The sequence below is a fragment of the Streptomyces sp. NBC_00988 genome (assembly GCF_045162645.1).
Classification (GTDB): Bacteria; Actinomycetota; Actinomycetes; order Streptomycetales; family Streptomycetaceae; genus Streptomyces.
In genome coordinates this window covers 2530376-2552789 of sequence record NZ_CP108730.1, presented here as the reverse complement: position 1 = coordinate 2552789, position 22414 = coordinate 2530376, and the positions used below count along the sequence as shown (strand labels likewise).

Here is a 22414-nt window from a genome sequence, read left to right as displayed (position 1 = left end):
GATGTCACACGTCGTCGATTCGGAGAACGGCGCTGTCGGCGGCGTGGCCGGCATCCGCGAACTGCGCGGGCTGCGCGTGACCACGCTGTCGGTCGGCCCGTACGACAACAACGTCTACCTCCTGGAATGTGCCACGACGGGGGAACGGCTGCTCATCGATGCGGCCGCGGAGCCCGCCGCCGTCCTGGGCGTGATCGGGAGCGGCGGGCTCGGCCAAGTGCTCACCACGCATTTCCACTACGACCACTGGGGCGCGTTGAAGGAGGTGGTGGAGCGGACGGGGGCGACGACGTTGATGCATCCCGCCGACGCCGTCGGAGTGCCGGTCCCCACAGACGTCGAGGTCCGCGACGGCCAGGAGGTCCGGATCGGTGACGTCTCACTGCGTGCGGTGCACCTGGTCGGACACACCCTCGGCTCGCTGGCGCTCCTCTACGCGGAGCCCGGGGGACCTCATCACGTCTGGACGGGGGACTCGCTGTTCCCCGGCGGTGTGGGAAACACTCACAAGGAGCCCGCTCTCTTCGAAGCGCTCTATCGCGACGTCGTCGCCAAACTCTTCGACGTCCACGACGACAGCACCGCGATCTACCCCGGCCACGGTGCGGCCACCACCTTGGGTGCCGAGCGGCCTTCGCTCACGCAGTGGCGTGAGCGGGGCTGGTGAGTTCACCGGAGCCACAAGGGGAACGGGGAGGGGCGGCCACGGATCACCGTGGCCGCCCCTCCCCGTTCCCACCCCCGTGGACCGGTCACTTGATTCCCCACACTGCTTCGAACCTCTGCTGGTAATCGACGAACCGGGGACTGGCCGGAGTCGACGGGTCACTGCCCCAGTTGCTCTTGTCCAGCATCGAGATGGGCACAGTGACCGAGACGGCCTTGCCGCCGCCGGCGCTCCTGACCATCCCGTCGAAGTAGAACCAGCCATACACGGACGGCGGCGGGAGCAGCACGTTCGCCACCGTGTTGTCCGACACCGCCCCCTTGAGCGAACCCTGCGGCGAGTTCGTGATGATGGGAATCTTCCTGCCGACCGCCTTCAAGGCCTGCTCGATATAGGGGTCGTAGGTGTTGAGTGTGGTGACGATGACGTTGGTGTCGGGATTGCGCTGCAGCAGCGTCTGCATCTCCTTCTGGGTCTTCGTCGCGATGTCGTTCGGCACCACGTCCAGGGTCTCGGTCGCGCAGGAACTGCCGCACAGACTCTTGATACGCGCTTCGGTCGCCTCGGTCACGACCTTCGCCGTCGGTACGGACAGGCTCGTCACGAGGATCGCCCTGGTCCGACACCCGGTGGTGTGGAGGGCGTAGTCACCCTCCCATGTCCCCATGTCGGCGCTGACCTCGGTGACGTTCCCGACGACGCCGGGCGGGAGGGATGTTGCCTTCGGGTCGCCGCCCGAGCCGTTGAGGACCGGGATGCCGGCTGCCGCCGCGGCGGTCAGGGCCTGCTGGACGGTCTGCGGGTCGACGGCGGCGAGGACGATACCGTCGGCCTTGGCCGCGATGGCCGAGTTGATGCCCTGCGCGGCCGTCGCCGGCGTGCCCTTTCCGTCGAACACCGTGACCTGGGCGCCCGCGGCACGGCCCGCGGCGGTGAAGCTGTCGGCGTACGCGGCGAGCGTCGGCACCGCGGTCGTCAAAGCCACCAGCCAGTAGGACTTCCCCTTGACCAAGGATCCGTCGGCCTTCGTTGTGGGATAGGTGTTCGACGAGGTGGAAGCGAGGTGAGAAGTGACCGCTCTGCCGGACTCGGCCACGCACTTCGCCACGTCGGCTGAGCCCTCCGACGCCGCCGGAGTGGTGCTGGAGCCGCAGGAGGCGGCGGCCAGCAGGCTCACGGTCGTCAACAGGGAGGTTGCCACCGCTCTCGACCGCAGGTTCTTCCGGGCTGTCCCGGGTTCTGTGTTGACCACGCGTTTTCTCCACTCTGAGAACTGCGCCGAGGGCGCTTGGACCTGTGTCGATCGCGGTGCGACGACGGTTGTGACACGACTGTGGGGTCGCGTTGAGGGCAGGTGGATGCTTACGAGCAGGACCTCACGACCCCCGGAACCGGATCGTGTCGATCGGGGAGGGGCGGGTACGTCATCGCCCCTGACGGAACGGGTTCACGCGGCGGGCGCGGCTCGGCGACGCGTGAGTCCGGGCCGGTGTCCTCGCGTCTTGAGGAGCTCGAAGCAGCGCGCGAAGGCGATGGCGAGGATCAGAGCCGCGCCGTTGAAGACGTCGGAGACCCATCCGCGGACACCCAGCAATTGCAGACCGGTGATGCCGAACGCCAGCAGATACAGGCCGACGAGAGTGCCGAGGATGTTGAACCGCCGCAACTGGATGGTCGTCGTCCCCAGGAACGCGGCGGTAGCGGGCGGAAGCAGATAGGAACCCGCACTGCTCGGGTCCACGGATCCGACCGAACCCGCGAGCAGCACCCCGGCCAGGGCCGCTATCAGCGAGGCCGCGATGAAGGCGCCGATCCGGATCCTGCCCACCCGGAGTCCGGCCAGTGCAGCGGCCGACCGGTTGCCGCCGATAAACAGCAGGTACCGCCCCAGCGGGGTGTACTCGAAGACGAACCAGGCGATCAGCGCGATGATCCAGCCGAGCCACACGACGCTCGGGAGTCCGAGGATCTGTAGATTGGCGAAGTCCTTCACCCCGGACGGGATGGTGGAAATCAGCGATCCGTCGCTCATATAGGTCAGAAGACCGTTCAGCAGGGTGAAGGTACCCAGAGTGACGATGAGGCCGTCCAGACCGATACCGACCACGAACACCGCGTTGAGGGCTCCGACAAGGCCGCCGAGTGCCAGGGAAACCACGACACAGGTCCAGACCGGCCAGCCATCGCGGAAGAGCACACCGACCGTCCCCGCGCACAGGACCATCACCGCCGAGATCGAGAGGTCGAAGTCGCCCGCGCGCAGCGGGATGGTGATCGCGACGGCGAGCAGGAGGACGGTCGCCTGGCTGGCCAGCATGATGCGAAAGTTGGTCCATGTGAAGAAGAGTTCCGGCGACAGCACGCTGAAGCCGACGAACGTGGCGACGAGAAGCAGGGGTACGGCTGCCTGAGGCAGTGATCCGAAGATCCTTGTGCGGGCGGACGCAGAGGCCGTCGCGGTGTTCGGACCGGGGTCGCTCTGAGGTGTGCCTTCCTGCGCCGACGGCCGGGACGGCTCGACCGAGCTGCTGGTCATAGGGGATCTCACTTCCGCTCGAGCTTGGGGGTGGCGCCTTGGCAGGCGGTGATCAGCCGATCCTCCGAAAGCTCGTTCTCGGACAGCTGCGCAGCGACCCGCCCGTGCCGCAGGACGAGGACTCGGTGGCACACGTGTGCGACTTCCTCGACGTCGGAGGAGAAGACGACGATGGCCGCGCCGGCGTCGGCCGTCCGCCGGATCATCTCGAAGATCTCTTTCCGGGCCCCCGCGTCCACCCCTTGAGTGGGTTCGTGGAGCAGCAGCACCCGGGGCTCCGTCGCGAGCCAGCGCGAGAGCACCACCTTTTGCTGGTTGCCTCCGCTGAACCGGGTGATGTGCTGAGCCGGGTTCCGGGGGCGGACGTCGAACTTCTCCAACTGGCTCACGACGAAGTGGTGTTCCTCCCGATGCCGGAGGAACCCCCGACGCGTGAACCGCGTCACGAACGGGAGGGTGAGATTCTCCGCCGCCGTGCCGTCGCCCCACATCGAGTCGCGCAGGCGGTTGCCAGGTACCAGTGCGATTCCGGCCTGACGACCGGCTCTCACCGAGTTGCGGACCTCCGCACCGTTCACGACGACGGTGCCGGTGGAGCGCGCGGCGTGTCCGTTGATCAGGTAGGGCAACCCCTCCTGGCCCATGCCCACCAGCCCGGTCACGCCCACGATCTCACCGGGCCCGACGCCGAAGGTGACATCCTCGACGGTGCCGCCGCCCAGCCCCCGGACAGACAGCACATCCCGGTCCTGCTCGGGGATATGGCGGTCGGGGTAAAACGCTCCGATCTCGTATCCGAGCATCATCCGCACGAGTTCCGCGTCGGTCGTACCGCTCGTGGCCACGGTTGCAACGAGCCTGCCACTGCGCAGCACACTCACCCGGTCGCAGACGTCCAGCACCTCGTGGAGCCGGTGGCTGATGAAGAGCACTGCGGTTCCCGCTTCGGCGAGACCCCGCACGATCGACAGCAACTGTTCGGACTCCGCATGCGGAAGTGCGGCCGTGGGCTCGTCGAGGACGAGGATGTGATCGGACCGGCGCTGTCGCACGAGGCGCAGGCCACGAAGGATGGCGACGACCGAGCGCTCGGCCGGGGTCAGGGTCGCGACGCGGGCCATCGGGTCGACGTCGAATCCGAATTCCCCGGCCAGTCGGCGTACGAGCTTGGCTTCGCGAGACAGCCGGAAGGGGGCCAGCATCGCCGTATCGAATCCGCTGGAAATTCCGATGTTCTCGGCCACCGACATCTCGTCACACAGGGCAAGATCCTGGTGAATGATGGCAATTCCATGGTTCTGTGGCTGAGTCACGGGGAATTCCAGTGGCCCTTGCCCGACTTCGCAGATACTTCCCTCGTCGGGGGTGTGCACGCCCCCCAGTATCTTGACGAGTGTCGACTTTCCGGATCCGTTCTCGCCGATCAGGCCATGGATCTCGCCCGGGGCGATATCGAAGCCTATTCGGTCTAGAACTGTGATTCCCTCGAAACTCTTCGATAGATTTCTGATGCGAACGGCACTTTTCATGTGCCTCCCTCCGCCAGCCTCAACTCGTTCGGGATGAATCGCGTTTGGCGGTGGTTCGCGGCGATCGGCCGCAGGGTCCCGCTCGGTGTTATGAAGCCGACTAGAGGCGATAACCACTTCCGACCCTGTCCCGCGTTTCAAGAGAATGCAGCATGTGGCAGACCGGAAGCAGCGACATTCCACTTTGCGTGTGGCTACCTATGTCACAGATCACAGATCATGAGGGTCCGGGCGCGGCGCCGGACACCGCGGCTCTCGTCCACTCGAAGACGGTGGCCGGGGAGCGGGTCCCCTGCGCGGCCTTGGAGCGGCTGGGTTCGCCGAGCGCGCTGAGGAGTCCGTCCGAGACGGCGACCAACTGATTGAGGGCAGTTGGGCTCAGCCAGGTCGGGCGCAGTGCGAACAGAAGGTCCTCCGTCGCCGTGTTGCCGCTGGCGCCCGGAGCGAACGGGCAGCCCCCCAGGCCGCCGAGCGCTCCGTCGACCATGTCCGCTCCGGCGGCGACGGCGGCCAGCGCGTTCGCCACTCCCTGACCCCAGGTGTCGTGACCGTGGAAGACGATGCGCCGCCGCGGCGTCTCGGCACGGATCCGGCCGATGAGGTGAGCCACCTGCGACGGCACCGCCTGCCCCAGCGTGTCACAGACGACGATGTCCTCCGCGCCCGCGGTGCGGGGGTCGTTGGCGACGGTGATGACGCGGTCCGGTGCGACCGGGCCCTCGAACGGGCAGGTGAACGCGGTGGCGAGACAGAGTTGGACGCGCCCCCCGGCAGCATGGGCGATCTCGGAGGCGGCGGGCATCGCGGCAATGCTGGCTTCGGTGTCCCGGCCGATGTTGGCCCGGTTGTGCGCGTCGGACACCGAGAGACAGTACTGGACGTTCCGGGCGCCCGCGGCGACGGCGCGTTCGACGTGCCGTGGTGTGGCCACCCACAGCCAGCACCGTTCGAGCTCCTCGGCGGTGAGGGCGGCCACGACCGCGAGACTGTTCGCCAGGGGTGGTACGAGGTCGGGTCGGGCGAGGGAGCCGATCTCGATGCTCGGCATTCCCAGAGCGAGCAGTTCCCGCACGACGGAGACCTTGTGAGCGGTGCCGAGGGTCTTGCCGGTCAGTTGCAGCCCGTCGCGCAGTGTCACATCGCGCAGGATTACGTCACCGGGGTGCGTGCCGGGTACCGGTGCCTCCGCAGTCATGTCCGGTCCTGCGATCCGGCGGTCGCGGCCGCCAACTCGTCGGCGTCGAGGCCGAGCAGGCCGACGAGGATCTCTGTGGTGTGCTCACCCAGGTCCGGGCCCAGCGAACGGACCGGCAGGGATGCGTCGCCGATCACCGGCACGATGCCGGGGAAGCCGACCCGCTTCGGCTCGGTGCCGCCCACGTCGACGGGGAAGTACTGGATCATGTTCCGTGCGAGGAACTGGCCGTCCTGGCAGATGTCGGCGGCGGTGTGGATCGGCCCGGCGGGCACCTGAGCCGCCTCCAGTTCGGCGAGGACCGCAGCGCGCGGCAGAGTGGCTGTCCAGGCGGCGATCGCGGTGTCAAGCTCGTCGCGCCGTCCCCACCGACCCTCGTTGCCCGACAGGTCCCTGTCTTCGGCCAGATCCGGCCGGCCGATGGCGATCATGAGCCTGTGGAAGATGCCGTCGCCGTTGCCCGCGATCACCACGCTTCCTCCGTCCCCGCAGGGGTAGGCGTTCGAGGGGGCGATGCCTTCCATCCGTCCCCCGGCCCGTCGCCGGTTCACGCCGTGGGCCAGGTGGTCGGGGACCAGCGATTCCATCACGGACAGCACCGCCTCGGTCAGAGCCACGTCGATGACGCGTCCGGAGAGCGGCAGTCGGAGCCGCGCTCCCTCGGCTGACCGGCTCGACTCGCGGCGAAAGAGCGCCATCATCGAACCGAACGCGCCGTAGAGGCCGGCGATGGTGTCGCCGATCGACACTCCGACCCGTACCGGTGGTCGGTCCGGCTCCCCGACGAGTTCGCGCAGACCGCCCATCGCCTCCGCGACGGCGGCGAAGCCGGGCCGCTCGGCCAGCGGCCCGGTCTGGCCGAACGCGGAGATCCGGGTCAGTATCAGGTCGGGATTGACGGCGTCGAGCTCGTCCGGCCCGAGGCTCCACTTCTCCAGGGTGCCCGGTCGGAAGTTTTCCAGGACGATGTCGCTGCACGCGGCCAGGCCCAGCACCGCGCGACGGCCGGCGGGAGACCGCAGATCGAGTACGACCGATTTTTTGTTGCGGTTGATGGTGCGGTAGAGCATGGACGTGGTCCCGGCGTAGAGCCGCCACCTGCGCAGTTCGTCGCCAGTTCGAGGACGCTCGACCTTGATCACCTCGGCGCCGAAATCGGCCAGCAGCCGCCCTGCCGTGGGAGCGGCGATGTAGTTGCCCAGTTCAAGTACCCGGACCCCGGCGAGGGGGAGTACGGCGTCGTCGGTCATGACACCGTCCGGAGGGGGGTCGTCGTGCCGGTCATGGGGGCGGGGGCTGCCAGGAAGCGCAGAGTGTGTGACAGCACGACGTCAGGCCGCTCGATGTTCGGGCAGTGGCCGCAATCCGGGATGACCAAGAGCTCGCAGCCCTTGATCCGCTCGGCCAGGCCTGTGGCGTAACCCGGCTCACGCAGCTTGTCCTCCTTGCCCGCGATGAGCAGCGTCGGCGCGGTGACGAGCTCGTACTCGGTTCGGTCGGGCTGCCCGTGGCTGCTGCGTGGAGGGGTAAGCGGGGACTTGAACCTGGCCGCGGCCACGGCCTCCCACGCACCGGGCGCCGTGGCGAGCGTGTTCCTCCGCTCGACGTACGCGGGATCGGTGGACCACACGGGGCTGTGGAAGATCGCGGACAGCAGTCGCCGCATGCCTTCGGGAGTGCAGTCGTAGTCAAGGGTCATGCGCCGGTATGCGTTGTCCGGGACGTACCCGGCACCGCTCAGCACCACGATCCGGTTCACCGGCAGGCCGGGCGGGACCAGGGCGGCTTCCTGGGTCAGCCAGGTCGCGCCCATCGAGTTGCCGACGAAGTCCGCCCTGCCGATCTCCATGACCTCCAGAAATCGGCGCAGGTGCGCCAGCATGCGCCCGCGCTTTCCGCCGAAGTCGTGAATCTTGTCCGTCCGGCCGTAGCCCAGCCAGTCCGGCGCCAGGACACGGAAGTTCTCGGAGAGGGGACCGATCAGATACTCCCAGCTGAGTTCCGCGCAGCCACCGAACTCACCGCTGTGAAGCAGGACGAGTGGCGGGCCTTCCCCTGCCTCCAGGTAATGGGTCCGCACACCGTCCACGGAGACGAAGCGACTGTGCCAGTTCGGCGTGGGTGGCGGAGGAACTGCCGGGGTCATTTCGTGCTCTCCGCGGTGCCGACGTTGAGTTCTTTGAGCTGGGGCGCTACCTCGTTCGCGAACAGTTCGAGGCTGCGCGACACGGTTTCGTGCGACATCAGTCCGGCCTGTCCCATCATGAGCAAGTGCCCGAATCCGCCGACCCGGTCGTGCAGACGGCGGATCTGCGCCGCGACCGTGTCCGGGCTGCCGGCGAACATGATGCCCTGCTCGATGAGCCACTCGACGGACTGGCCCTTGGGGTTCATGCCGCCGAAGGGGCCACGGCCCGGCCCCCCGCCCTTCAGCGCGGCAGCCGCAGCGTGGGCCGGAACGTACCCGGGCGGCATGGACAGGTGCGGTGGCACCTTGTTGATGTCGAAGTACCAGCGCAACTGCTCCGCGGCCGCGAACGCGGCCTCGTCGCTCTCGCCCACGTGCACCAGGCCGCAGTAGGCGAAGCGGTCCGGGCCGAGCGGCTCGAGGCCTTCGTCCAGACGCGTCTGGCGGTAGGTGTCGTACAGCATCCTCGTGGTGTCGAAACCGGTGAGGAAGGTCGCCAGGACGTACCCGTTCAGTGCGACCGGACGAATGCCGCCCTTGCTGGTCGAGGTGATCCAGATCGGTGGGTGCGGCTGCTGGTACGGACGCGGCCAGATGTTCACATGCCGGTAGTGCCAGGTGCCTTCCCAGCTGAACGGGCCGTCGTGAGTGGTCCACGCCTTCTTGATCAGATCGTGGGCCTCCCACATCCGGTCCGCGAGACCGACCGGGTTGCTGTTCGCCGGGAGTACCTCGAACGGCACGCTGCGGACGAACCCGACCTCCAGCCGGCCACGGGAGATGTTGTCGACGACCGCCATCTCCTCCGCGACCCGGACCGGGTCGCGGCGGTTGGCGACCGGATTCCCGAGGACCAGGATCCGGGCGTCACGGGTGATCCGGGCCAGGATGGCCGCGGTCAGCCCGACCGCGGGCTGTATGCAGGTGGGTGTCTGGTGGTGCTCGTTGGTCATCACATTGAGGCCGAGCCCGTCAGCGACCTGCCAGTCGTCGAGATAGCGGTTGTAGAGCGCGGCACCCTTCTCGGGGTCGAAGACACGGTTGGGCAGCGACACCCTTATCGAGTCGGTCTCCGAGAGGTCCGGCAGGTACGGGTAAGCGCTCTCGCTGAAGTGCCAGTACTCCACAGTCGTCTCCGCTTCTACACAGTGGCGGTGCCGGAGGCCGCGAATACGTTGAACAGCGTCACCGTCTCGGCCGGGCTTTCGATGTCGGGGAAATGGCCGCACGCGGGAAGTTCGGCGTACCGGGCGTTGGGCAGGAAGTCGGCCAGTTCCTCGTGATAACCGGCGCGGACAAGGCGATCCGAGGACCCGCTGATCACGAGTGTGGGGACACGGATACGGGCCGCGTGGTGGCGCAGGCTCCGCGAGTGCAGATAGGGCTCCCACACGTACGTGGTGAAGGTCTCGCGGCAGAGCATGACGTGGGCGAGTTCCTCGATGGTCAGCGAGTCGGCGTGGAGCGCGCCGAGCGTGGCATCGTGATAGGCGCGTTCGGCGCGCTCCTCGGCGGATATGGAGTGAACGTCCACGAAGTCCCGCTCTTCGGTGCCGCCGAGTTTGATCCCGACAGGTCCGACGAGCGTCATGGACGAGATCCGGCCGTTGCCCATCGCGGCGAGTTCGAGGGCGACCCAGGCGCCGAGCGACGACCCGACCACGTGGACACCGCGCAGCCCCTCGCCCTCAAGCACATCGCTGTACAGGTAGGCGAGATCGCGGATCGACGCGTTCCAGGGCAACCGCCGACTCTCGCCGTACCCGGGATGGTGGGGCATGAGCACGTGGCGATCGCGGCCAAGGGCCTCGGCGAACGGGCGTGTCGAGGCGGGCCCCTCCTCGCTGGGGAGCAGGAGTACCGGTGCGCCCGAGCCGAACTCCTCGACGGCAAGGTCAGTTCCGTAGACCGTGGCAAGCGAACGAGTCATGCCGGCCTCGCCTCTCCGGGCGCGCCGATCGGCCGCCCTAACTGATCACTTCGCTGTGTTTGGCACAATTCTTCGTCCGGTGGCAGACCCCCGTCTGTGACAGTTGTCGCGGCGACCTGTGACGACCACCGTGTTGTCGGCTCGTTGGCCCGACTTGAGTCACGGCGACCCGGACCCGGGTCGCAGCGTTTTCGTCATAGGTGGTCCTACGCTCCTGACGGTTGACGGAGTACACCGCGACTGGTTTTCGGGTCCCGTTGGAGTGGGTCGCTATGGCGATGGCGGTGTTGGCCGAACAGGAGGCGTGGGCGTGATCGTGCGTGTGACCGATACGAAGATCGTCGTTGAAGACAGGGGGGATCTCACCCGTCTCCATGTGGCGACGCGTCTCGACGCCGACGCCGTCAACGAGGTGCTTGTCAGGTTGAGGGCCGGCTGCCTGACTGACGATGGTTCGACTCTGCTCGACCTGGCGTTCCTGCGCGTTCACGCGGAGGCCGGGGGCGTCGGCGACGACTGGGGTGAGCGGTGGCAGGCGATGATCGACTACGCTGCGCGGAAGGGTTGGCTGTCCGCGGACGGTCGCCTGGTGCGGGCCCATGTCGAGTGGACCGTGTGAACCGCACACGGTGCTGTTGGCTCACGAGCGGTCGAAGCACGGGGTGCCGCAGGACGGATCGCACGGGTGCGCACACCGGTCACGCCCCTGGGGCCCGGTGGGTGTGCGGGCCTGTGAGCCGCTGACGCGCGAACGGCCGACAGCACTGTGCCGCGTCGGGTACGCCCGCGATCGGCGTACTCGACACGGCACGGTCATGCGCAGCACGACGACGGGGCGTGCGTGTCGCGGTCGGTCGTGAAGTCGCGTAGGCGGCCTGCCTGGCTTGCCGGCTACCGAGGCGCCCTGGTGTTCAGGCCTTCCTGCTGTCACGTGCCTGCAGAGGGCGATGGTGCCCGCCCACGGGGGGCTGTGGGGTTTGCTCTTCCTCGTCCCCCTGCGACAGGCTCGCCATCCGTTGCGGATCACGAATCACGATCGTTGAGCCCTCGCGGCACAGAATGCCCTCGTCGCACAGTGCGAGCAGTACACGACCGACCACCTCGCGAACCGATCCGACCGAGTCGGCCAGCTCCTGCTGAGTGACCCGCACGGTCTGCCGTCCCTCGACGTCGACCGAGAGCTTGAGCAAATGCCAGGCGACGCGCACTCGGACCGAGCCGAACGTCTGGGGAACGCGATTCGCCGCGCCTTCGACCAACCGGCAGGCCAGCTCCTGCGCTATCGCCCACGCGACCTTGCCGTCGGTGCGCCCGAGCCGCTCCAGCGTGATCGGATCGAGCCGCAGCAGAGAGCCCCTCCGAATGGCCTCGACCCCGCTGGGGGCGCCGTGGAGGACGACCGACGTCAGCCCGACCACTTGACCCGGCCCCCAGTAGCGGGCGGCGATGCGGCGCCCGCCAGCCGATGTCACGTAGGAACGCAACATCCCCGACACCACAAGGGCGACGAAAGAGAAGCGCGGCTCCAGCATCTCGCGGTAGACGTTCTGCTCGGGAAAGATCTCCTCCTCGTGTGCCGTCGCCAGCAGCTCCCGCTGCGCTGCGTCGGGGAGTCTGGCGAGGAAACTGGATTCCCAGGCCCGTTGGACCGGATCAGTCTCGATGCTGACAATGCTCATCAGATCACCTACCAAAGGGTGCCCACGTACACGCACTTCTGTGCGGTGAGCGGCTCGGTCGCCCTGCGAGAGGTCCGCCCCGGCGGGACCTGCGGCTGATGGATGATCGTGCCTGCCCAACGGCTACAGAGTGTGTCGATCGACTCCACACGTCAATGGGTCGGACAACACTTCCCTCTGGTGTCCCGAGCCCCGGCCGCCCACGGGCGTGTGCCGGCGCAGCCTGCGGCACTTCGCTTCCGAAGGTGCTCGCAGCGTCGAGCGGAGAGGGGCCCTCACGTCGCTCGCGACGGCGTTCCCGCAGGTGGGAACGCAGGTGTGTGCGTCAAGTCACGCATGGGGCGAATCCAGGTTGCCGACAGTCCAGGCCGGCGCTGGCGACGATGTGTCCAGCCGGTGCCGAGCTGGCCGGAGCCGTCTTCGGATGTCTCTGCCGCTACCGGGACGGCCCACAGCGCCGCAACCGAGAGGACCCAGCATCGTGACTTCCACCCAGCCCGCCGTTTCGCCCGCGACCCTCCGTGAGGTCTGCGGCCGATGGGTTACCGGCGTCGCCGTTGTCACCGGCACTGATCACGGCGGACAGCCCCTCGGCATGGCGGTCAACTCCTTCACTTCCCTGTCCCTCGAACCGCCACTGGTCCTCTTCTGCCCCGCCTCGACATCATCCACCTGGCCTCTGATCCAGCAGAGTTCCCGTTTTGCCGTGAACATCCTGGCCGAACCGCAGAGTCACCTCGTCCGATCGTTCGCCCGGTCCGGCGGGGACAAGTTCGCTGGTGTGCCTTTGCGCCCTGCCCCGGACGGACTCCCGGCGCTCGCCGGCGCCGTCGCCCGCATCGTGTGCCGGATCGAGGACGTCCACGCGGGCGGTGATCACCAGATCGTCGTCGGCAGGGTGCTGGCCACCGAGCTGTTCGAGGGCGATCCGCTGGTCTTCCACCGGGGACGGACCGCCGGCGTGGCGCTCCCGGTCGGCTAGGACCAGTCCGACGCGATCACGTGCGCGAAGCCGCAGCACAGGAGGCAACGTGAGACGCTCATCAGCAGGTACCTACCGCACGACTACTGTTTCACGGTCGGCCTCATCGCTTCGGATCAGCGAGATACTTCCGAAGCCCGGACAACGCCTCGCCGAGAACCTCGTGAAGCTGACGGTCCTCCTGCTCCAGCCACTGTTCGTACGCGGACACAGCGAGGGCAAGCGTCACATGGCCCGCCGTCCGGGGCAGAAGGTCGTCCGAAGCGATATTGAACCGCTGTCCCACATAAGAGGCGACGACAGCACGCCACGACTGGTACTTCAGTGCCGAATGGGCTTGGAGGGCCGGCGTCCGCAACAGCAGCCGCATGCGTTGGCGATGCTGGGGCAACGCGGCCTCGTCCACCTCGTTGAAGGCGAGCACCGCCTCCTGGACGGCCGCGTAGACGGGAATGTCGTGAGGCATGGCTTGCAGTGTTCTCGCGAAGTCGACCAGACCCGCCTCGAACTGACCCCAGGGGATGTCGTTCTTGGACGGATAGTACCGAAGCAGGGTGCGTCGCCCGATGCCCGCTGCCGCGGCGATCGCGTCCAGGGTCGTCGCCTCGAATCCCTGGGTGGCGAACAGTTCGAAGGCGACGCGCTCGATCGACGCGTGGTCGGTGACGGGCGGGCGGCCCAGCAGGTTCTGCGATCCAGTGCTCACAGGCACAGGAATGTATCCGGATCCGCGTCGGATCCCTATCTTTTTGGCCCTGGGTGCCATTAGTGTCCGGCATCGTGCGCGTCGAGGTGGTGCGCGCGATCGAGAAAGGAGCAGTCATGGAGGAACAGGCGCAGACCCAGGATGTGGACACCACTGAGGTCGATGAGCTGATCGATGACGAGTCGCTGATGGAAGAGGTCTCCATCGACGGGATGTGCGGCGTGTACTGATCGCCGACGGCCAGGACCGACAAGAGCAGGGAGCCGACTGTGACCGACATCCTGGACCAGCCATGGGAGTTGTCGCCCTCTGTGGCACTGCGTTCCGAGTCCTTCGGTGCGCTGGCCTACCACTTCGGCAACAGGCGGCTGACGTTTCTCAAGCGGCGTGAACTCGTCGACGTCGTCCGCCTGCTGGGCTGTTCCCCGGACGTTCGTACCGCCCTCACCGGTGCCGGAGTTCCGCCGGCACAGTGGAGCGGTTATCTGCGAACGCTCCGGGGACTTGCCAGCACGGACATGATCCGTCATCGGGACACCGCGGCCGACGCGGGAGGAGAGGTATCACCGTGAACCAGCCGAACGCGACACGCCCCGGGCCCGGCGATTCCCTGGTGGAACGCTTCGAGCGGGGACTGGCCGCACCGATCTGTCTGACGTGGGAACTCACCTACGCCTGCAACCTGGCCTGTGTGCACTGCCTGTCCTCGTCGGGCAGACGCGACCCACGCGAACTCACCACCGGTCAGTGCGAGGCGGTGATCGACGAACTCCAGGCCATGCAGGTGTTCTACGTGAACATCGGGGGTGGCGAACCCACGGTGCGACCGGACTTCTGGCACCTGCTCGCCTACGCGGTGGAGCATCAGGTCGGCGTGAAGTTCTCCACCAACGGTGTGCGCATAGATCCGGCGCGGGCCCGATACCTCGCCTCGACGGACTACGTCGACGTACAGGTGTCCCTCGACGGCGCCACAGCCGCGGTCAACGACCGGGTACGCGGTCCTGGTTCCTACGACATGGCGATGCGCGCGCTGGACAACCTCGCGGCCGCCGGATTCCGTGACACCAAGATCTCCGTCGTCGTCACACGCCACAACGTGGGCCAACTGGACGAGTTCAAACGCATCGCCGACGAGCACGGCGCGACGCTGCGGTTGACCCGGCTCCGGCCGTCCGGGCGGGGTGCCGACGTGTGGGACGAACTGCACCCAACCCAGGCACAGCAGCGGGACCTGTACGAATGGCTGGTCAGGGCAGGCGAGAAAGTGCTCACCGGGGACTCGTTCTTCCACCTGGCGGGCTTCGGCACGAAACTGCCCGGGCTCAACATGTGCGGGGCCGGCCGAGTCGTGTGCCTCATCGATCCGGTCGGCGACGTCTACGCCTGCCCGTTCGCCATCCACGACAACTTCCTCGCCGGGAACCTCCTCACGGACGGGGGCTTCGCCAGCGTCTGGCGGACCTCGGAGCTGTTCCGGGAACTGCGCTCGCCGCAGAGTGCCGGCGCCTGCTCCTCCTGTACGTTCTACGACGTCTGCCGGGGCGGATGCATGGCGGCGAAGTTCTTCACCGGGCTGCCGCTGGACGGCCCTGACCCCGAATGCGTACAGGGCCACGGCGAGACGGCTCTCGCCGATCCCGGACGTACGGTGCCCGCGCCGGGCCAGGACCACTCGCATCGCACCCGCGCCTCGAAGCCGCCGGTGTTCGTGACGCTCGGCGAGCGCCCGGTCCCTCAGGCCCCCCCGGTGTCACCGTGCGCCGAGAACCCGCTGGCCGGATTCCGCGGCGCGTAGCACCAGTGAACGGGGCGGGCCGGCTCCCGGCACGTCCTCGTCGGACGGCTCGACGAGCAACACAGTCCGCGAAACACGAACAGTTCGTGAGCGAGAGGTGCGTCATGGGCAACAGTTGGTTCGAGACCGTCGCACACGCCCAGCGACGAGCCGGCAGAAGGCTTCCGAGGTCGGTCTACAACGCGATCCTCGCCGGCTCGGAAGCCGGTGTCTCCTACCGGGACAACACGGCATCGTTCGGGGAACTGGGTTTCGCTCCGCACGTGGCGGGTCTGTCGGCGAAGCGGGATCTGGCAACCACCGTCATGGGCCAGGAGGTGTCGCTCCCGGTCGTCATCTCGCCCACAGGTGTGCAGGCGGTACATCCCGATGGCGAGGTGGCAGTCGCTCGGGCAGCTGCCGCAAGGGGTACGGCGATGGGCCTGAGTTCCTTCGCGAGCAAACCCGCCGCCGAAGTGGTGGCCGCGAACGCCAAGACCTTCTTCCAGATGTACTGGTCGGGTTCCAAGGACTCCATGATCCTCACCATGGACCGGGCCCGCGCGGCCGGGGTGGCGGGTCTCATCGTCACCCTCGACTGGTCCTTCTCACACGGCCGTGACTGGGGGAGCCCCTGGATTCCCGAACGGCTCGACCTGAAGGCGATGGCGCGGCTGGCCCCGCAGGGACTGGCCCGGCCGGGCTGGCTGCTGGACTACGTCCGCTCTGGCAGCCTTCCGGACCTGACAACGCCCAATCTCGCCGGTCCCGGCGAACGGCCTCCGACCTTCTTCGGTGCCTACGGTGAGTGGATGCAGACCCCGCCACCGAGCTGGGACGACATCCGCTGGCTGCGGGAGCAGTGGCAGGGCCCGTTCATGCTGAAGGGCATCTCACGGGTGGACGACGCCCGCCGGGCCGTTGACGCGGGAGTCACCGCGATCTCGGTGTCCAACCACGGCGGCAACAACCTCGACACCACGCCGGCCCCGATCCGTAGCCTGCCAGCAGTGGCGGACGCCGTCGGCGAAGAGGTGGAGGTACTGCTGGACGGTGGTATCCGTCGGGGCGGTGACGTGGTCAAGGCGCTGGCCCTGGGCGCGCGGGCCGTCATGATCGGACGGGCGTACCTGTGGGGCCTTGCCGCCGGGGGACAGGCGGGAGTGGAGAACGTACTGGACATCATGTCCGCAGGTATCGACTCCACGCTGCTGGCGCTCGGCCGGTCCTCGATCCATGATCTCACCCGGGACGACGTGCTGGTGCCCGCAGGATTCTCCAGGTCGGCGGGGAGCGTGGAGCGGGCATGACACCGCACACGGGATCGGCGCAACTGTCCCGGATGGCCTGGCCCGCGCTTCCGGAGCGGCCACTGGTCCTCGTACCGCTCGGCTCTTTCGAACAGCACGGGCCCCATCTGCCCCTGGACACCGACACCAGGATCGCCGACGCCGTCGCACGCGGCGCGGCGGGCCGACTACGTCAGCGACGCCCCCGGGAACCGGTGGTGGTCGCGCCGTCGGTGGTCTACGCGGCCAGCGGGGAGCATCAGTCGTTTCCGGGGACGATCTCCATCGGGAACGAGGCCCTGCGGTTCATGCTGGTGGAACTCGTCCGCTCCATGTGCGTCTGGTCCGGCCGCATCGTGTTCGTCAATGCCCACGGCGGCAACCTCAGATGTCTGGCCGAGACAGCCCGTCAACTGACCGAGGAGGGACAGGATGTCGCGTGGGTCCCGTGTCAGACCGAGACCGTCGACGCGCACGCCGGTCACACCGAGACCTCGCTGATGCTCCACCTGGTCCCCGATCTCGTGGACATGACGCTGGCCCGGAAGGGCAATCCGGCGCCCATCGCGGAGTTGCTTCCCGCGATCATCGCCGGAGGCGTCTCGGCGGTGTCGCCGTCCGGTGTTCTCGGCGACCCCACCACCGCGACAGCCGAAGGCGGCGCACGGGTACTCGACGATCTGGTGGCGGACGTCGCCACCAGGATCGAGGACGGCCGGCTCGGTACCGACGGCCGGCTGTGCTCGGCGCAGGCCGAACCATGCCGGCCGTGAGGCGGGTGGCGCTCGTGACGGGCGCGGCACGCGGCATCGGGGCCGCGACCGTGCGGGCCCTGTGCGCCGACGGGTTCGCGGTGGTGGCAGTGGACAGCTGTGCCGGCGACGGCCCGGAGCGACCTGTGGGCCTGGACTATCCGCTGGCAGACCGCCGGGAGCTGGAGAAGCTGTGCAGCGAGCACCCGGGCCAGGTGGTCGCCCACGTGGGGGATGTCCGTGACCGGGGCGCGCTGGAAGAGGCGGCCGCGCTGGCCGTTGATCGCTTCGGCCGCCTCGACGCGGCCGTGGCTGCGGCAGCGGTCATCTGCGGCGGGCAACCACTGTGGGAGGTCCCCGAAGCCCACCTGCGCACGCTGTGGGACGTGGACGTGATGGGGGTCTGGAACACCGCGGCCGTCTGCGTGCCGCGCATGCTCGGTGGCCCCGACCCCAGTGGTTGCCGGTTCGTCGCCGTCGCCTCGGCGGCCGGCACCCGCGGACTCTTCCATCTGGCCGGGTACGGCGCCGCCAAACACGCCGTCATCGGACTGACCCGTGGCCTCGCCGCGGACCTCACCGGCACCGGGGTGACCGCGGTCGCGGTATCACCCGGCTCGACCCGTACCGCCATGCTCGATGCGTCGGCCGCGCTCTACGGACTCGACGACGTCGGGTCGTTCGCCGGTGCACAGCTGAACGGCCGTCTGATCGAGCCGGAGGAGATCGCCGCCGTCATCGCTTTCTGCTGCTCCCGACAGGGCGGCGTCGCGAACGGCTCCGTGATGTGCGCCGAGGGAGGGTTCCGGGGATGACCACCACGCTGCCGTCAGGGGCGGTTGTCGAGATCGGCGCTCATGTCCGCGTCTGTGACGGCGGTCGCATCCTGGTCGGCGGGACTCCCACACGCCTCGTGCGACTGAGCGAGCGTGCTCTCCGGTTTCTCCGGGACGGCAGGATCACTCTCGTGGATCCGCCGTCCGCCAGGCTCGCGGAGCGACTGCTCGCTCTCGGCATGGCCCATCCCGTCCTCGCCCTACTGCCCCCGCACGACCCCGCCGAGGTGACTGTGGTGGTACCGGTCCGCGACCGGGCACGAGAGCTGGACCGGTTGCTCGCCGGCATCGGCCGGCGGACACAGGTGATCGTCGTGGACGACTGCTCTCGTGACTCCGCCGCAGTGGCACGCGTCGCTGCCTCCCACAGCGCCCGGCTGGTCGTCCTCCCGGAGAACAGAGGGCCCGCGGCTGCTCGCAATGACGGACTGCGACACGTCCGTACGCGATACGTGGCGTTCGCCGACTCCGACATCGTCATCGGCCAGGACACCATTCCGATGCTTCTGCGGCACTTCCACGACCAGCACCTCGCCGTGGTGGCCCCCCGGGTCCTCGGCCTGGAAAGTCGGAGGGCAGGAGCGAACTGGATCGCACGCTACGAGTCGGCGCGATCGTCTCTGGACCTGGGGCCTCACGCCGCTTTGGTGCACCCGCGCTCACGGGTGTCCTGGGTACCCAGTGCCTTCCTGCTCGCGCGGACCGACGCCCTGGGGCCGGGTTTCACAGAGAGCATGCGCGTCGGCGAGGACGTCGACCTCGTGTGGCGCCTTGCGGCCGAAGGGCGACGCGTCCGCTACGAGCCCGCCGTCACCGTCCGGCACGAGCACCGCACCCGATTCACCGACTGGCTGGGCCGCAAGGCCTACTACGGCTCGGGAGCCCACGCGCTGTACGAGCGGCACGGCCCCGCGGTCGCCCCTGCCGCGCTCACCCCCTGGGCCGCCGGGGCCGCTGTCGCGCTGCTGGCACAGCGCCGCTGGTCAGTGCCCGTAGCGGCGGTGATGGTCGTCTGGGCGGGCTGCGGTTACCGGCGCAAGGTACCGGAAGGCAGCGGCGGTCCGAACCGGTTGGCGGTTCGCCTGACAGGGCTCGGACTTGCTGCCACAGCTGAACAGACGATGGGAATGCTGCTGCGCCACTGGTGGCCGGTGACCCTGGCAGGCTGTGTGTTCTCCGCACGGGTGCGCCGAGCCGCCGCGTTGGCTGCCGTCACCGACGGGTTCCTGGAGTATCACTTGCGCTCGCCTCAGATGGACCCGGTCCGATTCGCCCTCGCGCGTCGGCTGGACGACCTCGCGTACGGCGCCGGATTGTGGGCCGGGGCCGTCAGAGCTCGCTCGGTCCGCTCCCTGCTCCCCACGCTTCGCGGCCCAGGGCACGGCTCCCGTACGACGCGGTAGTCCGGAGGCGCGTAGATGCGATGGGTGCATGGATCGCGATGATGCTGCAGCGCGTGTGCGTGCTGTCATCCACGGGTGTGTTCGTGAGGCAGCCGCAGACGTACCCAGCCCGGCGCCCCGGCTGCGGCTGTCCCGCGACTCCGGTGCAAGGCGATCCGCCGGGTCCAGTCGGCGTGAGAGCCAGGGGCGATTGGCTGAAGTGCCGTCAGGTGGACCACCGGGGCCGGCGTTTTTCCATGAACGCTTGCATGCCCTCTCGGGCCTCGTCGGAGTTGAACAGGCGGGCGGAGTGGGCGGCAGTTGCCTGGCCTTGGGTGTCGATGGTGTCCCGCAGCATGTGTGTGGTCAGCTGCTTTGATTCCGCGAGGCCTTGTGGTGAGCAGCGGCGCAGCGCGTCGGTGATCGTGGTGAGGGCGGAGTCCGGGTCGGCGGTGGCTTCGGTGACGAGTCCGATGCGGACTGCTTCGTGTGCGTCGAAGGTCTCGCCGGTCAGGTAGTAGCGGCCGGCCGCCCGGTCGGTGAGTCGGGGCAGCGTGGTGAGGGAGATGACGGCCGGTGCGAGGCCGAGTCTGGCTTCGGAGAAGGCGAAGGTGGACCGAGGACCGGCGATCACGATGTCGCAGGCGCCCAGCAGGCCGAGTCCTCCCGCGCGGGCGTGGCCGTTCATGTGAGCGATGACGGGTTTGGGGTGGACGACGATGCTTCGGAGCAGGCGCAGGAGGCGTTCGGCTCCCGCGGTCATGGAGCCGTTGCGGGCCTCGGAGAGGTCGGCGCCCGCGCAGAAGGTGGTACCGGTGTGGGTGAGGACGACGGCGCGTACCGCGTCGTTGGCGGCGGTGTCTGTCAGATGGTCTTCCAGTTCGTTCAACAGCGCCTGCGAGAGTGCGTTGCGGTTCATGCGCGAGTCCAAGGTGATGGTCGCGATGGCGCGGTCGACCCGCTGGATCACGAGTGGCTGGCTCATCGCCAGGTGCCCTCCTTCGGTGGATGGGGGCGCCCGTCAGGGCGTGCTGCTGTGCAGTGCGGGTGGGTGCATGGATGTGGGGTGTCCGCGCAGGTGGATGCTGGGCTCGGTGGCGTGCTGCACGTCGGCGACGGTGACGCAGGGAGCCAGTTCGCGCAGCACGAGGCCTTCGGAGGTGACGTCGAGTACCGCGAGGTCGGTGATGATTCGGTGGACGACCTGTCGTCCGGTCAGCGGCAGGGAGCATTCAGTGAGGATCTTGCGGGTGTTGTCCTTGGCGAGATGTTCCATCAGTACGACGACTTTGCGTGCGCCGTGCACGAGGTCCATGGCGCCGCCCATACCCTTGACGAGTTTTCCGGGAATGGCCCAGTTGGCGAGGTCGCCGCTCGCCGACACCTGCATGGTGCCGAGGATGGCGGTGTCGATGTGCCCGCCGCGGATCATCCCGAAGGAGAGAGCGGAGTCGAAGAACGACGCACCGGGAGTGGTGGTGACGGTCTCTTTGCCCGCGTTGATCAGGTCGGGGTCGACTTCGTGTTCGTACGGGTACGGGCCGGTGCCCAGGATTCCGTTCTCGCTGTGCAGGGTGACGTGCAGGCTGGGCGCGAGGTGGCTGGGGACGAGTGTCGGCAGACCGATGCCGAGGTTGACGTATTCGCCGTCCGACAGCTCGCGGGCCGCGCGGGCGGCCATTTCGTGACGGGTGAGGACCATCAGCGGTTCGCCTCCGTCGTCGCGCGCAGGGTGCGCTTTTCGACGTGCTTGTCGGTCCTTGCGAGGAGGACCACGCGTTGGACGAAGACGCCCGGAAGGTGGATCTGGCCTGGGTCGAGTTCGCCAGGGTCGACGAGTTCTTCGGCTTCGGCGATGGTGATACGGCCGGCCATGGCACACAGCGTGTTGAAGTTCATCGCCGATTTGTTGAACACGAGGTTCCCATGGCGGTCTGCTTTCGCGGTGTGGACGAGCGCGAAGTCGGTGGTGATGGCTTCCTCCAGTACGTGGTCGCGGCCCGCGAACACGCGCATCTCCTTGGGGGGAGAGGCCGCGGTGACGGCACCGTCCAAGTCGTAGCGCCACGGCAGGCCGCCCTGGGCGATCGGTGTTCCACTGCCTGCGGGAGTGAAGAAGGCAAAGCCTCCCGTGGCGGATGGCTGCACACCGGGGACCTCGGCCGCCTCGACCACGACGGTTACCTCTACTTCTGCGGCCGAGCCAAGGACGGCATCCGCCGCCGGGGCGAGAACATCTCCGCCTATGAAGTCGAACAGATCATTGAGAGTCACCCCTGCGTCCTCGAAGCCGCCGCTTTCGGCGTCCCCGGCGAACTCACCGAGGAAGACCTCAAAGTCTGCGTCGTCCTGCGTCCCGGCACCCAGCTCTCACCTGAAGAACTCATCGCATACAGCGCCCAGCGTTCCGCCGCGTACATGGTGCCCCGCTTCGTCGAATTCCTCCCGGAACTACCGAAAAACCCAACCCAGAAGGTCGAGAAATTCCGGCTCAAGGAAGCAGGGGTAACCCCGGCCACCTGGGACCGTGAAGCAGCCGCATAGGCGTTCATGGGGGCGTTTCGTGTCCCGGTCCGGCTCCGTCGTTCTCGCGGTTGTGTCGGGGTGGTGTGGGCTGGGTGCCCTGTGGGACGAGGTGCACGGGCTGACTTCAGGCGCCACCAGCGGCGACCTACGTGCCGATGGTGTGGCCGCTGCCCGGAGCCAGCTCCGTATCCTCCCGCCTACGGGTGATCGCCCACTCCTGCTATTCCTGCTCGGCCGCCGCCGGCTCGGCTTGGACACGGTCCGCCTTCTCCCGTAGCCCCTCGACTCGCCGACGAGGGCGAGCCCGTGTCCCAGCAGGCCGACGGCATCCGCGGCAGCGACGGCACGACAGGCCACCTGATCACGGGCCTCACCTACGCCCCGAACCACACCGTCGTCGTGACGCCTCAGAGCACGGTGGTCTGGGCGCTGACCTGATG

General features: G+C 68.0%; 25 protein-coding genes. 12 read left to right on the top strand and 13 right to left on the bottom strand.

Annotated elements, in window-relative coordinates; genetic code table 11:
• Position 1 precedes the first annotated feature (1 nt).
• Positions 2-667, top strand: a complete 666-nt coding sequence (locus OG496_RS11600) for an MBL fold metallo-hydrolase (protein ID WP_405970766.1) — start codon at positions 2-4, stop codon at positions 665-667.
• 85 nt (positions 668-752) lie between these two features.
• Here the strand turns inward: OG496_RS11600 and OG496_RS11595 are convergent, their stop codons facing one another.
• From OG496_RS11595 to OG496_RS11560, 8 genes are all read right to left on the bottom strand, one after another.
• Positions 753-1868, bottom strand: a complete 1116-nt coding sequence (locus tag OG496_RS11595) for a sugar ABC transporter substrate-binding protein (RefSeq protein ID WP_405970765.1) — start codon at positions 1866-1868, stop codon at positions 753-755.
• Between the two features lie 246 nt (positions 1869-2114).
• Complete coding sequence (locus OG496_RS11590) at positions 2115-3203, bottom strand: ABC transporter permease (RefSeq protein WP_405970764.1); 1089 nt, start codon at positions 3201-3203, stop codon at positions 2115-2117.
• 8 nt (positions 3204-3211) lie between these two features.
• The gene (locus tag OG496_RS11585; RefSeq protein WP_405970763.1) at positions 3212-4732 is read right to left on the bottom strand and encodes a sugar ABC transporter ATP-binding protein; all 1521 of its coding nucleotides are present in this window, start codon (positions 4730-4732) and stop codon (positions 3212-3214) included.
• 217 nt (positions 4733-4949) lie between these two features.
• Positions 4950-5927, bottom strand: coding sequence for a hypothetical protein (locus tag OG496_RS11580; protein WP_405970762.1), 978 nt, complete (start codon positions 5925-5927; stop codon positions 4950-4952).
• Entirely contained in the window at positions 5924-7177 is a 1254-nt protein-coding gene (locus OG496_RS11575; RefSeq protein WP_405970761.1) for a CaiB/BaiF CoA transferase family protein, read from the bottom strand. The genes OG496_RS11580 and OG496_RS11575 overlap by 4 nt, the downstream gene beginning before the upstream one ends.
• The gene (locus OG496_RS11570) at positions 7174-8073 is read right to left on the bottom strand and encodes an alpha/beta fold hydrolase (RefSeq protein WP_405970760.1); all 900 of its coding nucleotides are present in this window, start codon (positions 8071-8073) and stop codon (positions 7174-7176) included. The genes OG496_RS11575 and OG496_RS11570 overlap by 4 nt, the downstream gene beginning before the upstream one ends.
• A complete protein-coding gene (locus OG496_RS11565; RefSeq protein ID WP_405970759.1) occupies positions 8070-9242 on the bottom strand; it encodes an LLM class flavin-dependent oxidoreductase in 1173 nt (390 codons plus the stop codon). The genes OG496_RS11570 and OG496_RS11565 overlap by 4 nt, the downstream gene beginning before the upstream one ends.
• Before the next feature lie 14 nt (positions 9243-9256).
• Positions 9257-10045 carry an alpha/beta fold hydrolase gene (locus OG496_RS11560; protein WP_405970758.1) on the bottom strand — a complete coding sequence of 263 codons (789 nt, stop codon included), beginning with the start codon at positions 10043-10045 and terminating at the stop codon, positions 9257-9259.
• 304 nt (positions 10046-10349) lie between these two features.
• Between OG496_RS11560 and OG496_RS11555 the strand changes: the two genes are divergently transcribed.
• Positions 10350-10664 (top strand): hypothetical protein, encoded by a 315-nt coding sequence (locus OG496_RS11555; RefSeq protein ID WP_405970757.1) that lies wholly within the window; start codon positions 10350-10352, stop codon positions 10662-10664.
• A 292-nt stretch (positions 10665-10956) separates the two neighbouring features.
• Here the strand turns inward: OG496_RS11555 and OG496_RS11550 are convergent, their stop codons facing one another.
• Complete coding sequence (locus tag OG496_RS11550) at positions 10957-11724, bottom strand: Crp/Fnr family transcriptional regulator (RefSeq protein ID WP_405970756.1); 768 nt, start codon at positions 11722-11724, stop codon at positions 10957-10959.
• A 481-nt stretch (positions 11725-12205) separates the two neighbouring features.
• On the opposite strand from OG496_RS11550, the gene OG496_RS11545 reads away from it, so the two are divergent.
• The gene (locus tag OG496_RS11545) at positions 12206-12706 is read left to right on the top strand and encodes a flavin reductase family protein (RefSeq protein WP_405970755.1); all 501 of its coding nucleotides are present in this window, start codon (positions 12206-12208) and stop codon (positions 12704-12706) included.
• A gap of 103 nt (positions 12707-12809) precedes the next feature.
• Here OG496_RS11545 and mftR read toward each other — a convergent pair whose 3' ends face one another.
• Positions 12810-13412, bottom strand: coding sequence for a mycofactocin system transcriptional regulator (gene mftR, locus OG496_RS11540; RefSeq protein ID WP_405970754.1), 603 nt, complete (start codon positions 13410-13412; stop codon positions 12810-12812).
• Between the two features lie 62 nt (positions 13413-13474).
• Here mftR and mftA point away from each other — a divergent pair, with 62 nt between their 5' ends.
• The 7 genes from mftA (at position 13475) to mftF (ending at position 19469) form a co-directional block, all read left to right on the top strand.
• Entirely contained in the window at positions 13475-13642 is a 168-nt protein-coding gene (gene mftA, locus OG496_RS11535; protein WP_405970753.1) for a mycofactocin precursor MftA, read from the top strand.
• A gap of 39 nt (positions 13643-13681) precedes the next feature.
• Complete coding sequence (gene mftB / locus OG496_RS11530) at positions 13682-13984, top strand: mycofactocin biosynthesis chaperone MftB (protein ID WP_405970752.1); 303 nt, start codon at positions 13682-13684, stop codon at positions 13982-13984.
• Complete coding sequence (gene mftC / locus OG496_RS11525; RefSeq protein ID WP_405970751.1) at positions 13981-15210, top strand: mycofactocin radical SAM maturase; 1230 nt, start codon at positions 13981-13983, stop codon at positions 15208-15210. Before mftB ends, mftC begins: the two co-directional genes overlap by 4 nt.
• Positions 15211-15314: 104 nt before the next feature.
• Complete coding sequence (gene mftD, locus OG496_RS11520) at positions 15315-16499, top strand: pre-mycofactocin synthase MftD (RefSeq protein ID WP_405970750.1); 1185 nt, start codon at positions 15315-15317, stop codon at positions 16497-16499.
• Complete coding sequence (gene mftE, locus OG496_RS11515; RefSeq protein ID WP_405970749.1) at positions 16496-17251, top strand: mycofactocin biosynthesis peptidyl-dipeptidase MftE; 756 nt, start codon at positions 16496-16498, stop codon at positions 17249-17251. Before mftD ends, mftE begins: the two co-directional genes overlap by 4 nt.
• Positions 17248-18045, top strand: coding sequence for a mycofactocin-coupled SDR family oxidoreductase (locus OG496_RS11510; protein ID WP_405970748.1), 798 nt, complete (start codon positions 17248-17250; stop codon positions 18043-18045). Before mftE ends, OG496_RS11510 begins: the two co-directional genes overlap by 4 nt.
• Complete coding sequence (mftF, locus tag OG496_RS11505) at positions 18042-19469, top strand: mycofactocin biosynthesis glycosyltransferase MftF (protein ID WP_405970747.1); 1428 nt, start codon at positions 18042-18044, stop codon at positions 19467-19469. Before OG496_RS11510 ends, mftF begins: the two co-directional genes overlap by 4 nt.
• A 205-nt stretch (positions 19470-19674) precedes the next feature.
• Here the strand turns inward: mftF and OG496_RS11500 are convergent, their stop codons facing one another.
• From OG496_RS11500 to OG496_RS11490, 3 genes are read right to left on the bottom strand one after another with little or no spacing between them, the layout of a single operon-like run.
• A complete protein-coding gene (locus OG496_RS11500) occupies positions 19675-20433 on the bottom strand; it encodes an enoyl-CoA hydratase family protein (RefSeq protein ID WP_405970746.1) in 759 nt (252 codons plus the stop codon).
• 36 nt (positions 20434-20469) lie between these two features.
• Complete coding sequence (locus OG496_RS11495; RefSeq protein ID WP_405970745.1) at positions 20470-21150, bottom strand: CoA transferase subunit B; 681 nt, start codon at positions 21148-21150, stop codon at positions 20470-20472.
• Positions 21150-21521, bottom strand: a complete 372-nt coding sequence (locus tag OG496_RS11490) for a CoA transferase subunit A (RefSeq protein WP_405976614.1) — start codon at positions 21519-21521, stop codon at positions 21150-21152. Before OG496_RS11490 ends, OG496_RS11495 begins: the two co-directional genes overlap by 1 nt.
• Between OG496_RS11490 and OG496_RS11485 the strand changes: the two genes are divergently transcribed.
• On the top strand, positions 21438-21992 hold the full coding sequence (locus tag OG496_RS11485; RefSeq protein ID WP_405970744.1) for an AMP-binding enzyme: 555 nt from the start codon (positions 21438-21440) through the stop codon (positions 21990-21992). The two genes, OG496_RS11490 and OG496_RS11485, sit on opposite strands and share 84 nt — an antisense overlap.
• Positions 21993-22280: 288 nt before the next feature.
• Entirely contained in the window at positions 22281-22412 is a 132-nt protein-coding gene (locus OG496_RS11480) for a hypothetical protein (protein ID WP_405970743.1), read from the top strand.
• Positions 22413-22414 lie beyond the last annotated feature (2 nt).